Below are 16257 nucleotides of genomic sequence, written 5' to 3' on the forward strand. Positions count from 1 at the left end.
TCTCTAGCAAAGAGTCTGTTTATAGTAACGGTACCAGTGTATTTGACTACCAACAGATGGATGAGTTTGACAGTGGCTGGGGCTATGATGCTGATAACTGGGTCAAATCAAATGGCTGTAAAGTGACTAACGGCAGTTTCTCTGCAAACTATATCTATAGTATCAATCGCGAAGCTGATGGCAGCATTTATGTCGATGTCGAAACTGTTCTGGTTGAAGAGGAAGAGTTAGAGATAGATTGCGATTGACCTTATATTGCTAGGATCAAAAAAGCCTCAGATGAGGCTTTTTTACAAAACAGAGTAGCATTAAGGCACCACAGTTAAAATCTACCCTCCCCTAATGGATCTGATACGTTAACAATATGGAGTAAAGCACCACGATTTTAGCTGTTAGACGCAGTCTAATTGAAGAGCTTTAATCTGCCGCAGCCAGCCCCCTCCCAACAACGACCAGTATAAACCCTGCCCAACACCTTAAAGGTTAGGCTTATACTCAAACCCAGCTTGTGCTTCGCTATCGCTAAAGCTGGCGATTTTCTGCTTACGTACCAACATGCTGTTGATGAGTGAACCTGGGAACATCTCAATCGCGTTATTAAAGTCTTCAACGTTGGCGTTGAAAATACGAATCGCTGCGCCAATTTGCTCTTGTTGCTCGCTAATTTCAGCCATTAACTTCATATACACATCTGATGCTTTAAGCTCTGGGTAAGCCTCAACAGTGACTTTAAGGCCTTGCATTAAGTCTTGGGTGCGCTGCTCTGCGGCGGCAAGTTTTGCCGTATCTACACCTGAACTCATTTCTGCAATAGCGCTGCGCAGTTCAGTGACTTTAGTTAATACTTCAGACTCGTGCAGTTTGTATTGCTCGACTAACTGCTCAACCATTGGAATGATCTTGTTCTTTTGGCGCTCTTGAGTCAGTACCGACGCCCATGCGCGATCAACAGCATTGTGTTTACCAATAATGCCGTTGTATAACATGATGATAGCGACAACCACTAGGGCAACAACAATCAAGCCTATTACTGAACTATCCATTTAACTTTCCTTTTTATCTTCTATTTAACTGGGTAAATTGTTTTGGGCTTAAGGCGATTAAAAGCTTTGCCTATCGATTTAAGCACTGGCCTTAAAATTGTTATCGCTATAGCGCATCATCTCATGCACGATTTCGAGCATCTGCTGCATTTGCTTTAATTCGGTATGACCTGCTAACTCTTCAGCGAATGCTTTAGGGTTGTCTAAACCGTTTACTCTTTTAACCGCTAATAAGTCATCGGTTACCGCCAAGCACAGTCTTCCTTGCTGGCTGAATTCGAAAACTGGCTTTTTTAATTGTTTAGCAAACACCGCAAGCTTTTCTTCAACCGCTGGCGATAGCAAACGCGCAGCGCTCATCAGCTCTTTGGCATGGACTCTATACTGGCGATTAAACTCATTAGAGGCACTTTTATAGCGCTCACCTCGACGTTTGATGCCAAAGTCGTTACTGATACTCATGTCCGCTGCAAACGGAAAATCTAATAACACACCGTGGCGATAATAATGGTCCCGCACTGTGCGAGTAGTCGTTTTACCATTGGCGTCGGTGGTCGTTTCAGTGCGTTTTTGAACGTAGTGAAAACGATAAAGCTGATAATCAAATTGATGGATATCGCCTTGATAAGTGCTCTTATACAGACTTTGAATTTCTCGCAGATCATTACCACGATCAAACTCTTTAAAACTGGCTTCAAGCTCTTTAGCCAGCTTTTTACCCTCAAATGGCACTTGCTCAAGATTATTATTAAACAGCGCATCTTTTAAAAAGATGGTATCCGACAGCTTATTGCGCCACTTCATCCGGCCTCGAAGCCAAAACAGCATCAACGCACCAATTACGCCATTATGAGCAGCAAAACCTGAGCTTGGATACCACAAGCCTAAAAACGAGGCTAAGGTATCGAAATACATATCCCAGTACCAATGCGGCCATTGTGGGATCAAGTTAAGCCCAGCTCCCACAGCCGCCATCAATAGCATGCGCCCCCACAAGGGCCCAGGGATAGGTAAACGCTTGCCCTTATCTTCAAAATAGCGCGTGATCGTGGCCAAGCTCAGCATTGGATACCAGATCACACTGTAGCCAAGTGCCGCACTAAGTATTTGCATGATAAAGTCTGGCAGCACTAATCCCAGTTCAAGTGCTACGGGTAACAAGGCAAAAAACAATGAAACCGCACAGAAAAAACGATACCAGTTATCTCGGTAATCTAGCGGCCCTTTGTGGTGCTCTACCCTACGAACTAACGCAATTAAATCGTCTTGGCTAGCTGCTTGGTTAACATCACTACGGATCTGTTCAATATTGCGAGTGACTTGTTGATTATGGGCAATCATCTAATTATTAACTTCCATTTTAATACTGCTATCTACAACCGTTTCATGGGCGTTTATTGTTTGTTGATTAACAAAATTATTATCCGACAAGCGCATAAGCTCATGGATCGCTTCAAGCAGTTTTTGCACCCGTTTTAGCTCGGTATGGCCAGCAATCTCTTTATAAAATTCATCTGGTTTTGCCAGTGAGTGTTGACGTTTTTCAATAATCAGCTTACTGGTAGAGGCAATACACAAACGACCATCGGCAGTAATTTCCACCATAGGTGAAATAAAATTTTGATTAAGCTTTATAAGCGACTCAATCACGGCGGGACTTAACAAGCGGGCAGCACTGATTTTATCGCAGGCTTGTACGCGATAAATATCATTGAATGCATTGGATTCTGTTTGATACTTTTCTTGATAAACCGAACCTTTAAGCTTTACCTCGTCTTCAGCATCAATGCACAAGCCTTTAGCAAATGGGAAATCGAGCAACATACCGTAGCGATGACGGTCTTCATACACGGTTTTAGTCTTATAGCCACCGTTACCATCTGAGCTAGTTTGGCTGCGCTTTACCGTGTATTGAAAGTGATAAAGTTTATAGCTAAAGCTATGTTGCTCACCTTGATACTCCCCCTCAAACATCTGCTGTATATCGCGGCTACCATTACCACGGCGAAACTCAACAAACTGCTTTTCAAGTGCATCAAGTTTGTCTTCAGGGGTTGGTTTAGTTTGTTTTAAACCATTATTAAATAGCGCGTCTCGCAGGAATATTTTATCAGAAAGGTGTTTACGCCAATTGGCGCGATAGTCTAACCATACCCAAGCAAGTGAGCTAACAATAATAAGCATTAAGCACAGCGAAAACTGATGGTCATCAATTTCGCCTACGCTAATCACATAGCCAAAACCATACATCAAAGCCCAATAGATTTTCGGCCACTCTGGCACATATATCGCTATAGCAACCATAGCTGCCACCAGCAGAGTAAAATTAACCAACATAGGAATAGGCAACCAACCGCGCTCGTGGCAAAAACTCACTAGCAATGTGCTCAGCGCTACTGGGAGCCAATAACAAGAGTAATCAATCACTAACTTAGCTAATGGCTCAACTTGTTCGTACCCAAGGCGCATAAAAATCAAAACGATACTCAAAACACTAGCGCTAATCAGTAACCACTTAATCCCGTGGGTGATCTTATCGCGGTAATCTAATGGTCCTTTATGATTTTTAACTTGAGTGATGATATCGAGCAGATCATCTTGTGAGGTAGCTGCGTCAACATCACTGCGTAACTTGGCAATATGTTTGGCAACTATTTGGTTATGCTGCATTCAAAATCCTTGTACAACCACAGGCTAGAGGCTAAAACAAGACACGCATTATGCAGAAAAACAATCAAAAATACAGAGGTTTAAATCACTATTTACAATCAGCCCTCTTTAATCAATCTAAATCGAGCACTAAAAACAATGCTCAGAAAAAAGGCTGATACTTTAAACAGCATCAGCCTCTTTTACTCTCTAGGGGCGATAAAGCCTAATCCCAGATAAATTCTCTAAAGTGCTTACGACACACAGACTCGTAACTCTCGTTACCACCAATGGCTACCTGCTCACCTTCACGCATCGGCTTACCATTGCCATCAAGGCGTACTACCATATTGGCCTTACGCCCGCAGTGACAGATGGTTTTAAGCTCAACTAGCTTATCTGCCCATGCTAATAGGTATTGGCTACCACTGAATAATTCACCTTGGAAATCGGTTTTAAGGCCGTAACAAAGTACAGGGATATCGAGTATATCGACCACATAGGTCAACTGCTTCACCTGCTCTTTGCTTAAAAACTGAGATTCATCGATCAAGATACAGTGTAAGACTTGCTCTTGATTCGCCTCCTCAATGAACTTAGCTAAGTTATCATCACTGCTAAACACTTGAGCATCGGTCTCAATACCAATACGAGAAGCGACTTTTCCAACGCCATATCTGTCATCAATTGACGCCGTCATTACCAAGGTATTCATACCGCGCTCGCGATAGTTATAAGAAGACTGCAATAACGAAGTTGATTTACCCGCATTCATCGCTGAGTAATAAAAATAGAGCTGCGCCAAACTAAAATCCTTAAAGGTGAATTCGCCGCTAGTTTAGCACTAAAAACGATAATAAATCATCTTATAGCCATCATTGAGTGACGTATATTAGCCATAAGCCAATAAAAAGCTATGAATGACAAAACACTCTCTTTCCATTGAACTTTAGCAACTACGACTCAAAATTACACTAAAACGGTAAAATATCACTGTTTCCGTAACGCACTAGGTATACAACCCGCTGTAAACACTACGTTAACCAGGGTTGCATTATGTGACAAACACTACAAAACTCACACAAAACCCTGCACTTCCGCACAAAATAGCTCAAATTAAGACACTTTTAATACGAAAATATTAGATTAGAAGCACAATTATAATAAAGGAAGTCAAAAATCTATGCATAAGACACTCGTAGCAGCGGCTATTGCCGCGACCTTAGCTTTGAGCGGCTGCTCATCGACGACTCCAACTCAACACTCAAATGTAGAGATGGTGCAAACACAAAACCCGTTCTTACAGGCTAGTAAACTACAATACGAAGCGCCAGACTTCACTCAGATTAAGGATGAGCATTTTCAACCAGCATTAGAGCGTGGGATTAAAGAGCATTATCAAGAGATCTTAACGATAGCCAATAACCCACAAGCAGCTACATTTGAAAACACCATAGTGGCGATGGAGAAAAGCGGAACACTCCTCAACCGCACCTCAAAGGTTTTCTACAACCTAACTGGCTCCAACAGCAACCCAGAGCTACGCAGAGTACAGGGTGAAATGGCGCCCAAAATGGCTGCACACTCAGACAACATTAACCTTAACCCTGAACTATTTAAACGCATTGAAACCCTCTATAACCAGCGCGCAGAGTTAGGTTTATCGGCAGAGGAAAGCCGTTTAGTCGAGGTTTACTATAAACGCTTTGTTCGCGCCGGCGCTAAGCTTACCGAAGAGCAAAAGCAGCAGATCCGAGTACTAAACGAAGAGCAATCAACACTGACCAACGAGTTTGCTCAGCGTCTCATGCGCCAAACAAAAGAGATCGCTGTTATCATTGATAACAAAGCGCAACTTGCTGGCTTGTCTGACAGTGCCATTAAAGCCGCAGCTATCGATGCTAAAGCCAATGGTCATGAAGGCAAGTATCAACTCAATATCACTAACACCACACGCCAACCTGTGCTGACACAGCTAGAGGATCGTGAGTTACGTCAACAGATCTGGCAAGCCTCTGCTAATCGTGGTCTTGAAGGTGAGAATGAAACCGCATCACTGGTTGCTCGTCTCGCCCAGCTACGCGCCGAGCGTGCTCAACTGTTAGGTTATGATAACTGGGCGGAGTACCGTCTAGAGCCGCAGATGGCTAAGACACCAGAAGCGGTTTATAAGATGTTTGGCTCTATGGTGCCAGCCGTTGTTAAAAACACTCAAAAAGAAGCTGCCGATATTCAATCGATGATCAACAAAACTGGTGGCAACTTTGAATTAGCACCTTGGGATTGGGCCTACTATGCCGAGCTAGTACGTAAAGAGAAGTTCGACCTAGATGAAGCGGCTATTCGCCCTTATTTCGAGTTTGATCGCGTCTTAGAAGATGGCGTGTTCTTTACCTTGAAAGCACTCTATGGCGTTACCCTAAAGCCACGTCCAGATCTTCCTGTATACCATGAAGATGTAAAAGCCTATGAGATGTTCGATGAAGATGGCACCAGTATGGCCATCTTCTATGCCGATTACTTCTCACGTGAAGGTAAGCGCGGCGGTGCATGGATGAGTTCGTTCGTGACCCAATCAGAATTACTTAACAGCAAGCCAGTTGTAGTTAACGTAATGAACATTAAGAAGGCACCTGAGGGTGAACCCACTTTTGTCAGTTACGATGAAGTAACCACCATGTTCCATGAGATGGGCCACGGCACTCACGGCATGTTCTCGAAAGTTACCTACCCAACTCTGTCAGGCACTGCGGTGTCACGGGACTTTGTTGAGTTCCCATCGACTTTCGAAGAAGACTGGGCAGCCCATCCCAAAGTGCTAGCGAACTATGCTAAACATTACGAAACGGGTGAGCCTATTCCACAGGAATTACTCGGTAAGCTGCTTAAGTCTCGTAGCTTTAACCAAGGCTTCGATACCTTAGAGTATATGTCAGCAGCACTTGTTGATTTAGAGTGGCATACTCTTAAAGCGGGCGCGCCATTGCAAGATGTCGCAAGCTTTGAAGCAGCAGCGCTTAAGAAGCACGGAGTAGACTTAGCTGCGGTTCCGCCGCGCTATAAGTCAGCCTATTTCGCTCACGCTTTCCCTGGCGGCTACTCGGCGAGCTATTACGCCTATATGTGGAGTGAAATTTTAGCCGCTGATGCCTTTGCTTACGTACAAACCCAAGGCGGGTTAGATCGCGAGATTGGCATGAAGTTTAGAAAAACGATTCGTGAAGTGGGCAATACTGTCGCCCCTATGGATGCCTATAAAGCCTTTAGAGGCCAAGAGCCAACAACTGAGGCACTACTAGAGCGTCGTGGACTAAACTAAGCTATCAAAGCGCTATACATAGCCTGAAAACAAAAAATCCGCTCTAAACAGAGCGGATTTTTTTAGTTAATGCCTATCTTTAATCTATGAGTTAACTTTCCCTTTTCTTTCTCAAGATTCGATCATTACTGCAAGATTAACTTACTTGCACTGAGCATCAGGTAAACAAGCCTTGATGCGCAATAGAATGACACTGATGACAAACAGTAGGCTACATGCAATCAAGCCAGCCATAACCGACTCCGTAAAGCCAAGCACTAAGTAGCCCACCAAGCTGATCCCCGCAACGATTAATGCATAAGGAAGCTGGGTCATCACGTGATCGATATGGTGACAGTTTGCCCCAGTCGATGACAAGATGGTGGTATCAGAGATTGGCGAACAGTGGTCACCAAATACTGCTCCGGCAAGTACTGCCGACAACATAGGTAACATCATGCCCATGTGGCTCCCCATCGCCATATCAGCAGCGATCGGTAGCATAATACCAAAGGTACCCCAGCTAGTGCCCGTTGAGAAAGCGGTTAAGCCAGCAAGAATAAATAGCACGGCTGGTAGCATGGCAAATGGAATATTACCTGTCGCTAAGCTCGCCATATACTTGCCCGTTTCTAGCTGACCAATCACACCTGCAATCGTCCACGCAAACAGCAAGATATAGATAGCGGGTAACATAGATTTGGCGCCTTCAAATAGGCCTTTAGCGATCATAGACTTTTCTACACCTTGGTAGAGCACTAAAGCAAAGGTCACCGCTAAGCCAATTAACGCGCCGAAGAACAATGATGAACCCACATCGGTGTTTTCGAATGCGCCAATCAGGCTAAATTCTAGCCCTTTAGCAGCTAAGGCATCACCACCGCTGCTCACCATAAAGTAGAAAGTCGCAAACACTAATACCGCGATAGGTAGGAACAATCCCATCACCTTACCAGTGTCAGCCTCTGGTAAGTCTGAGTTGGCACCAGGTGGTAAACCTTTAGATTCATCATAGAGGTCTCCCTTCTGCGCATTGAGTTCATGTTGACGCATTGGACCAATATCCAAGCCCATCAAAGCAACGCAAAGCAGCAGTAGAAGTGCAAAAATCGCGTAGAAGTTCATTGGAATCATCTCAACGAATACGCTTAGATGCCCTGTTTCGGCGAAACCATGCGCCGTCAAGATGCCGCCAATCAAGGCGATGATATAGGCACCCCAGCTTGATACTGGCGAGATCACACAGATTGGCGCTGCCGTCGAGTCCAGCAAGTAAGCGAGTTTACTACGAGAGATGTAGTAACGATCAGTCAGTGGTCTTGCGACGCTACCAACAACTAAACTGTTAAAGTAGTCATCGATAAACACCACACAGCCTAAGAACATGGTGAGGAGTTTTGCATCGCGCTTATTGCGGATATGAGTACGCGCCCAATCAGCAAAGGCTCTTGCCGAACCACTTACCGTGATAAGTGCGGTGATCATCCCCAACAATACTAAGAAACCAAGAATATATAAGTTCCAGCTATTGAAGGCACCCTCATCCCAAACCAGAGCGGAAACTTTCTCACCTAGGTATTGTGCTGATTGCATGGCTGAGAAGTCGGTAAGCAGCAACGCTCCCAACACAATCCCCACCCCCAAAGAGAGTAAAACACGACGCGTTAACATCGCCAGTACAATTGCAACTACCGGAGGTAGTAGCGACAGAGCCGAATCGGCATAGCTTATAATTGTCATTTAGTTATTTTCTTCGCTAAGTACGAATGGAGGGCGACTGAACTGGTGGGATATAGCAATAGATATCTGATTACACCTGTCCTATCAGTAGCGCTCCATAGTAATATTAATGGTTCGTCATCAATATAAATCTTCTTATCTTCCGGATAAGAAATACTATGGCAGTGCTGCCCCTATTTGGTCACAGCCCCAGCAACTAGCCCCGATATGCTATGTCACTTCGGCATTAAATCCTTTCTCGATAGATCAGCGGCATCACCCTACTTATCGATACTCATATTTAATGCACCTCTACTTCTCAGGACGCTATTTAAGACTAGCTCAAAAAGCGTGACGGACATAAAAACATAAGCGGCTTTAGGGATGCTACCCTAAAGCCGCTTATCGTGACACAGATCACCAATAATACCAAGACAACCTACCACTTATTAACAAAGCTCATACCTTAATAAAACATCTAAGGTTTGGCTCAAAGCAAGTTGCTTGACTGCTTTTGCCTTAAAGCTGAGCTAATAATTGCGGCACAGCATCAAATAGATCCGCCTCTAGACCGTAATCGGCAACTTGGAAGATTGGTGCTTCTGGGTCTTTGTTAATCGCCACAATAACCTTCGAGTCCTTCATACCAGCAAGATGCTGAATCGCCCCAGAGATCCCCACGGCAATATAAAGCTCAGGCGCGACAATCTTACCCGTTTGACCAACCTGCAGATCGTTAGGCACAAAGCCCGCGTCCACTGCTGCACGAGATGCACCAACCGCGCCACCTAGTTTGTCAGCCAGCTGCTCAAGAAGGGTAAAGTTTTCACTGTTACCGAGTGCGCGCCCGCCAGATACCACAACCGATGCGCTGCCTAGCTCTGGGCGCTCCGATTCGGTGAGACTTTGCTCGACAAATTCAGCTTGTGGTGCAATATCTTGTGTAAGAGCTACCCGATCGGCATTGCCATCTGTCGCAACGGCATCGAATGCACTAGAGCGAACTGTCATCACTTTCTTGTCATCTAAACTTTGAACCGTCGCGAGTACGCTACCTGCGTAGATAGGACGGACAAATGTGTCACTGCTGACCACCTCTATCACTTCTGAAAGTTGAGACACGTCTAATAACGCTGCTACACGAGGCAACACATCTTTACCGAAACTAGAGGCTGGTGCTAAAACGTGCTCATAATCAGACGCGATTCCAAGCATCAACTCAGAAATGTTTTCAGCTAAATGATTGGCATAAGACGCCGAATCGGCAACCAAGACATTGCGTACACCGGCAAGCTTTTGCGCTTCGCTGACGACGCCGTCACAATTATGACCGACAACTAATACGTCAATCTCTCCACCAATAGCCTGGCCACATGCAACCACCTTAGCGGTATCGAGCTTTAAGCTAGCGTTATCGTGTTCTGCTAATACTAAAATTGCCATTAGATCACCTTCGCTTCATTCTTTAACTTTTCAACCAACTCTTCGACAGACGCAACCATCACACCACCACTGCGTTCAGCTGGAGGAGTGACCTTAATGATTGTCTGATGTGACTTTAGCGTAACGTCAAAATCTGCTGGGGTAAGCGTCTCTAGAGGCTTGCGCTTGGCTTTCATAATATTAGGAAGCTTGGCGTAACGTGGCTCATTTAGACGAAGATCTGAGGTAACCACTGCAGGTAATGGCAAATTAATAGTTTGCAGACCGCCATCAATTTCTCGGGTTACGACAAGTTTATCACCGTCGAGCTTAACCTCTGAGGCGAAGGTGGCTTGTGGCATCTTTGCAATCGCGGCAAGCATCTGTCCGGTTTGATTGTTATCACCATCAATTGACTGTTTACCTAAGATCACCAATTCGGCCTGCTCTTTTTGCTGTACGGCATGGATTAGCTTAGCAATCGATAATGGCACTAACTCTTCTTCGGTTTCGATATGAATCGCGCGATCGGCTCCCAAGGCTAGCGCAGTTCTTAGCTGTTCCTGAGAGGCTTTAGGCCCGATGCTTAATACGACAATTTCAGAGGCGCTTCCTGCTTCCTTTAAACGAACGGCTTCTTCAACGGCAATCTCACAAAAAGGGTTAATCGCCATTTTTAGGTTTGCGGTATCAACGCCAGTATTGTCAGCGTTAACCCTGACTTTTACATTGGCATCGACGACACGTTTAACTGGCACCAATACTTTCATAGGGCTTCCTTCTTACGTCTCTTATAATGTTCGAAGTTAAGTAACGAGCCACAAGGTATAACGCACATGCGACTATATTACCGAAATTAGAGTCACTTTACGTGCTGTTGACGTTAACGTCAACATGCTTTCAAACACCCGTTCATAGGTAATTAGTCCTACATAGCTATTGCCTGATATAAACAGGCCTAAAACATTTATTAACGCTTAATATTAGTTCTGTCATTTGAATTAACGATTTAAAAGAATAAATAATTCAGAAATAGTATTTGATCATCGGCTAAATAGTTTCTATTATTTAAGGCAATATTGTTGTCACCATCTTTATTATTAATTGGATCTGAATAATTATGAGCGATTTTCTTGAAATATTGACCCACGGTCGTCGTTTTAAAGCAGCAGTGAAAGAGTTATCACTTAATGATTTAAAAGAGCTGTCAGTAAAGCTTGAAAAAATTATTGAAGAAAAGTCTTCTCAAGAAGCCGCAGAACAAGAAGCTATGGCTGAACGTAATGCTAAAATCGAAGAGATCCGTAAGCAAATGGAAGCTATCGGTTTATCTGTAGATGATATTGGTGGCGCAGCTGTTAAAGCCGCTCCTAAGAAGCGCGCTCCTCGTCCAGCTAAATATCAAATTGAAGTTGATGGCGAAATGGTACAGTGGACAGGTCAAGGCCGTATGCCTACCGTATTTAAGAACGAGCTTGAGAAAGGCCGTACAATGGAAGATTTCTTGATCTAATATCAAGTCATCCACAACTAAAAGCCCTGCAATTGCGGGGCTTTTTCGTTTTAAGGTTAAAAAAACTAAATCGGTCGTTACAATTACTGCTTAGTGATTGTTAATAAGTTAGGATATGCTCATCATTTTCCTGTTTATCTAACAATAATAAGTAGAATAATGCGTAAACATATAATCAAAACCCCAATCGCTATACTTAGCTTGTTATGCAGTCCTGCACTATTGGCTAATGGCCAGCTGTCTGACAATACCCCTAGACTCACAGCATTAACCCATGCAAACCTGATGCTAGCGCCGGGTGAAATGCTAACCGATGCTACCCTGCTGATTGAAAACAGAAAGATCAAAGCTGTTATCAAAGATAACGATATCCCTGAGGGGGCGTTTGAAATAGATTTATCGGGACACACCATATATTCAGGCTTTATTGATCCTTTCACAGAATATGCTATCGACTATGAAAGAGAGGTCGAAGATAAATCTGGCCCTGTATATGAAATTAAACGTATCGGAGGTAATGCAAGCAACGGCGCAATCCATTCTCAGATGCAATGGTTTAATTATGTTTACCCTGATAAAGACCAAGCAAAGAAATGGATTGATAATGGCTTTACTAGCGTCCAGTCTAGTTATTTAGATGGTATATTTCGTGGTCAAGGAGTGACATTATCGTTAGCAGATAAGAAAGCAAACGATGTTATTTATAATGCACAATCAAGCCAATTTATGGCCTTTAACAAAGGTTCGTCTGTTCAAGATTATCCACAATCGTTAATGGGCAGTATGGCATTAATCAGACAAACCTTCGCAGATGCAAAATGGTATAACCAAAATAAACATAAGAGCTCAGGCGAAACTGTTGAGTTTAATATCGCATTAGAGCGCTTAAGTGATGACAAAAAGCAAAATTTCATCTTTGAAACGAAAAACCTCAATAATCAGCTGAGAGCCGCTCGATTATTAAACGAATATGAGTTAAGTGGCAGTCTAATTGGTAATGGTCGCGAGTATGCAAGATTAACAGAATTAAAATCTTTCCCCTTTAGCCTCATTTTGCCACTGAGTTATCCTGCAGCGCCTGAAATAATCGATGGTGACAATGAACGAGAAGTCAGCCTAGCTTCTTTAAGACACTGGGAACGCGCACCAAGTAACTTAGCCATGGTTGAAGCTGCCGAAATACCATTTGCTTTAACACAGTATGGAATAGAGTCTGATAAATTTTGGCCAAGATTAAAATTGGCGCTCACAAGAGGTTTATCCGAAGAGGCTGCTCTCGCGGCACTCACTACCGATGCGGCTGAAATATCGGGAATCGATCATTTAGCAGGTAAACTAAAACCCGGCTTTATGGCGGACTTGGTGATCACCGATGGCAATATCTTCGATGAGGGGAAAATTGTCAGTATCTGGTTACAGGGCGAAGAGCGTCAACTCATTAAACGGGATCGGAGCCTACTCGACACAGCTTATCAAATACAGCTTAATGAACTTAGTTTCGATCTCAATATCACTCAATCTCCATCGTTAGCTGGCACCTTATCAAGTGGTGAAGATACGATTGAGCTTGCCAACCTTGATTACCAGCAGGGTCGACTCACATTCAGTGCCGACCTGTCTGATGCAGGCTTTAACGGGATCAGTCGCTTCACCCTTTGGCTAGATAGCCAAGGACTCACCGGCAGACTACTCGACAGTCATAATCAGATGTTTCCTTTCGGTGGTATAAAGCTTGAAGCGCTCGAGATGACAGATAAGCAAGATAAACCAGCTCAAACAGCGCTTATCTCTAAGTTAACCTCACCGAACGTCGCCTATGGTCTAAGTGAGCGTCCAGCGCAAGATAAGGTACACCTTAAAAACGCCACCATCTGGACCTCAGATAGCAGCGGCGTATTACTGAATAGTGACTTAATTATCTCTCGCGGAAAAATCGAAGAAATAGGCCAGAACCTTAAGACGCCTTCTGGTTATGTCAGCATCGATGCCACGGGTAAGCATGTCACCGCAGGCATTATCGATGAGCACTCGCACATAGCCCTAAATGGCGGCACTAACGAAGGCTCAGATGCTATCACCTCTGAGGTACGTATTGGCGATGTTATCAACCCCGATGACATCGCTATCTATCGTGGACTTGCTGGCGGTGTCACCACGGCGCAAATTCTTCACGGTAGTGCCAACCCCATTGGCGGACAAGCGCAGATCATTCAGCTTAAGTGGGGCGACAACGCCCAGCAACTTAAATTTGAAGGGGCGCCAGCAAGCATTAAGTTCGCCTTAGGTGAGAATGTTAAGCAGAGTAACTGGGGAGATGATTTTACCCATCGCTTCCCCCAGAGTCGTATCGGTGTAAAGTCGTTATTTAGCGAGGCATTTAATGAAGCACTTGCCTACCGTAAAGCGCAAAACGATTATAACAAAATGCGCTCGAGCGAGCGTAGGCGCACAGTCGCCCCCCAGTATAACTACCGCCTAGAGGCAATTGCCGAGGTGCTAGAGCAAACTCGCAATATCCACATTCACTCTTACGTGCAATCTGAAATCTTGATGTTCCTGCGTCTTGCCGAGGCTTACAATTTCAAGGTCAGCACCTTTACTCACATTCTTGAGGGCTACAAGGTCGCCGATGAGATGGCTAAACACGGCGCCCATGCTTCTACCTTCTCCGACTGGTGGGCCTACAAGTTTGAAGTCTACGATGCGATTCCGCAAAACACCTGCTTAATGCAAAATAAAGGCGTACTCACTAGCATCAACTCTGACGACTATGAGATGCAACGTCGCCTTAACCAAGAGGCTGCCAAGTCTATGATGTACTGCGGTATGTCAGCGGAGGACGCTTGGAAGATGATCACCATCAATCCAGCAATTCAACTCGGCATTCAAGATAAGGTTGGCTCACTGGTCGAAGGTAAGCAAGCCGATGTTGTGCTTTGGGACAATGCACCACTTTCAGTGTATGCCAAGGTTGACGCGACCTGGATTAGCGGTCGTCGTTACTTCAGCCGCGAGCAAGATAAAACGCTGCAAATTGAGGTCGCCAAAGAGCGCGCCGCACTCATTCAAAAAGTACTGTTAAGCGATGACGCCCATAAACAGGGTGAAACACCGGTGGAGTTAACCGAGCCTGAATGGCATTGCGATACCCATTTCAATGCCTGGCAGCAAACGGCTAAAGGAGCACTATAATCATGTTTAACAACACTTTAAAACAAGCTATCGTGCTAATTGGCCTGCCTTTCAGTCTGATGGCAAACGCCCATGACATGTTGCCTGCTAAGACCCAAAATCAAGCTATCTTGTTCACCAATGCTACTGTACATACTGTGACTGATGGAGTGCTTGAAGAGAGTGATGTGCTAATGGCCGACGGTAAGATTGTCGCTGTCGGTAAGTTACTGTCCGCGCCCTCCCCGCAACCGACATTGGAAGAGGCTGAGGATGAAACTGATTCTGCGTTAGTTGATTATTCTGCGTTAATTGCCAATGCAGAGGTAATTGATGCAACGAGCAAGCATCTCTATCCGGGGTTAATTGCACTCGACACCACCATGGGACTCGTTGAAGTCGAGATGATGCGTCCGAGTAACGATGCCTATGAGGTGGGTTATATCAACCCTCAACTAGAGGCAACGGCGGCATTTAACCCAGACTCAGAGATCATTCCCACCGTCAGAGTCAATGGTATTACCCACGCGCAAGTCGTGCCGCAAGGTGATGGTTTAGCCGGACAATCGGCACTTTTATCGATGGATAGCTGGACCGTTGAAGATGCACTAGTAGAGTCCAACAAACAGTTTCACCTATACTGGCCCCATATTCGTTGGCTATCAACCGATGCCGATAAACGTAAAGAGCAGCTGGAAGACTTAAAGCTCAGAATCGATAAAGTCTATCAGGCATTTACCGATGGTCAGCGCTATCAGCTTGCTAACAAGGCTGGCAAGATTAACAAGATTGACCTTCGCTGGCAGGCCTTAGCGCCGCTCTATGAGGGCCAGGCGCAGCTCTTTGTTCACGCCCAGTCACAAAAGCAGATTGAGGAAGCGATTGCCTTAAGTAAACACTTTGGCTTTAAGCTGGTAATTGTGGGGGGCTATGACGCCTGGCGCGTAGCTGGCACACTTGCAGAAATCAATGCTAAGGTCATTTATAATCAAACGCTGACATTGCCAAAACGTAACGATGAGCCGATTGATTTGGCATTTAAGATCCCCGCTCTACTCAAGCAGGCTCAAGTTCCGTTTGCACTCGCCTTCTCATCAGACTGGAATAGTCGTAACCTGCCATTTGCCGCAGGGCAAACCGTCGCTTATGGCCTAACTAAAGAGGAAGCGCTAAAAAGCATTTCGCTGGATGCCGCAAAGATGCTCGATATTGATGATATGGGCGCGATAGCACCGGGGTTTAAAGCCAATATTATTTTGGCAACAGGTGACATTTTAGACCCAATGCAGGCAGGCATAGAGTCAATCTATATCGATGGTCGTAAAATTGATCTGAATAATCGCCATCAACAGCTTTATCAAAAGTATCTAAAGCGCTAAAATTTCTGACTTATAGCGCAGATAAAGCCTAACGGTAAAAAAGTGCTCATGATGAGCACTTTT

Annotated in this window: 12 protein-coding genes and 1 riboswitch; of the genes, 5 read left to right on the plus strand and 7 right to left on the minus strand. The window is 44.6% G+C overall.

Going from position 1 to position 16257, the window contains the following annotated elements; translation table 11 throughout:
- On the plus strand, positions 1–248 hold a 248-nt coding region (locus K5Q92_RS01395; protein WP_220767270.1), incomplete at its 5' end, for a hypothetical protein.
- Between the two features lie 228 nt (positions 249–476).
- On the opposite strand, the gene K5Q92_RS01400 is transcribed toward K5Q92_RS01395, so the two are convergent.
- From K5Q92_RS01400 to K5Q92_RS01415, 4 genes are all read right to left on the minus strand, one after another.
- A complete protein-coding gene (locus K5Q92_RS01400) occupies positions 477–1043 on the minus strand; it encodes a LemA family protein (RefSeq protein WP_220767271.1) in 567 nt (188 codons plus the stop codon).
- A 78-nt stretch (positions 1044–1121) separates the two neighbouring features.
- The gene (locus K5Q92_RS01405) at positions 1122–2384 is read right to left on the minus strand and encodes a DUF3137 domain-containing protein (protein WP_220767272.1); all 1263 of its coding nucleotides are present in this window, start codon (positions 2382–2384) and stop codon (positions 1122–1124) included.
- Complete coding sequence (locus K5Q92_RS01410; RefSeq protein WP_220767273.1) at positions 2385–3713, minus strand: DUF3137 domain-containing protein; 1329 nt, start codon at positions 3711–3713, stop codon at positions 2385–2387.
- A 205-nt stretch (positions 3714–3918) separates the two neighbouring features.
- Positions 3919–4497: a thymidine kinase gene (locus tag K5Q92_RS01415; RefSeq protein WP_220767274.1), complete on the minus strand. Its 579-nt coding sequence runs from the start codon at positions 4495–4497 to the stop codon at positions 3919–3921.
- Between the two features lie 378 nt (positions 4498–4875).
- Between K5Q92_RS01415 and K5Q92_RS01420 the strand changes: the two genes are divergently transcribed.
- Positions 4876–7011, plus strand: a complete 2136-nt coding sequence (locus K5Q92_RS01420; protein ID WP_220767275.1) for a M3 family metallopeptidase — start codon at positions 4876–4878, stop codon at positions 7009–7011.
- A 141-nt stretch (positions 7012–7152) separates the two neighbouring features.
- Here K5Q92_RS01420 and K5Q92_RS01425 read toward each other — a convergent pair whose 3' ends face one another.
- The 3 genes from K5Q92_RS01425 to K5Q92_RS01435 form a co-directional block, all read right to left on the minus strand.
- Positions 7153–8730 carry a Na+/H+ antiporter NhaC family protein gene (locus K5Q92_RS01425; protein WP_220767276.1) on the minus strand — a complete coding sequence of 526 codons (1578 nt, stop codon included), beginning with the start codon at positions 8728–8730 and terminating at the stop codon, positions 7153–7155.
- A gap of 80 nt (positions 8731–8810) precedes the next feature.
- Positions 8811–9032: riboswitch (Lysine riboswitch) on the minus strand.
- A 196-nt stretch (positions 9033–9228) separates the two neighbouring features.
- Complete coding sequence (locus tag K5Q92_RS01430) at positions 9229–10152, minus strand: electron transfer flavoprotein subunit alpha/FixB family protein (protein ID WP_220767277.1); 924 nt, start codon at positions 10150–10152, stop codon at positions 9229–9231.
- On the minus strand, positions 10152–10901 hold the full coding sequence (locus K5Q92_RS01435; RefSeq protein ID WP_220767278.1) for an electron transfer flavoprotein subunit beta/FixA family protein: 750 nt from the start codon (positions 10899–10901) through the stop codon (positions 10152–10154). Before K5Q92_RS01435 ends, K5Q92_RS01430 begins: the two co-directional genes overlap by 1 nt.
- A 350-nt stretch (positions 10902–11251) precedes the next feature.
- Here K5Q92_RS01435 and K5Q92_RS01440 point away from each other — a divergent pair, with 350 nt between their 5' ends.
- The 3 genes from K5Q92_RS01440 to K5Q92_RS01450 all read left to right on the plus strand — a co-directional run bounded on the left by K5Q92_RS01440 (position 11252) and on the right by K5Q92_RS01450 (position 16194).
- The gene (locus tag K5Q92_RS01440) at positions 11252–11644 is read left to right on the plus strand and encodes an H-NS family nucleoid-associated regulatory protein (protein ID WP_202721670.1); all 393 of its coding nucleotides are present in this window, start codon (positions 11252–11254) and stop codon (positions 11642–11644) included.
- A 159-nt stretch (positions 11645–11803) separates the two neighbouring features.
- Positions 11804–14836, plus strand: coding sequence for an amidohydrolase family protein (locus K5Q92_RS01445; protein WP_220767279.1), 3033 nt, complete (start codon positions 11804–11806; stop codon positions 14834–14836).
- A 2-nt stretch (positions 14837–14838) separates the two neighbouring features.
- On the plus strand, positions 14839–16194 hold the full coding sequence (locus K5Q92_RS01450; RefSeq protein WP_220767280.1) for an amidohydrolase: 1356 nt from the start codon (positions 14839–14841) through the stop codon (positions 16192–16194).
- The last annotated feature ends 63 nt before the right edge of the window (positions 16195–16257 follow it).

It is taken from the genome of Shewanella sp. MBTL60-007, assembly GCF_019654915.1.
Classification (GTDB): Bacteria; Pseudomonadota; Gammaproteobacteria; order Enterobacterales; family Shewanellaceae; genus Shewanella.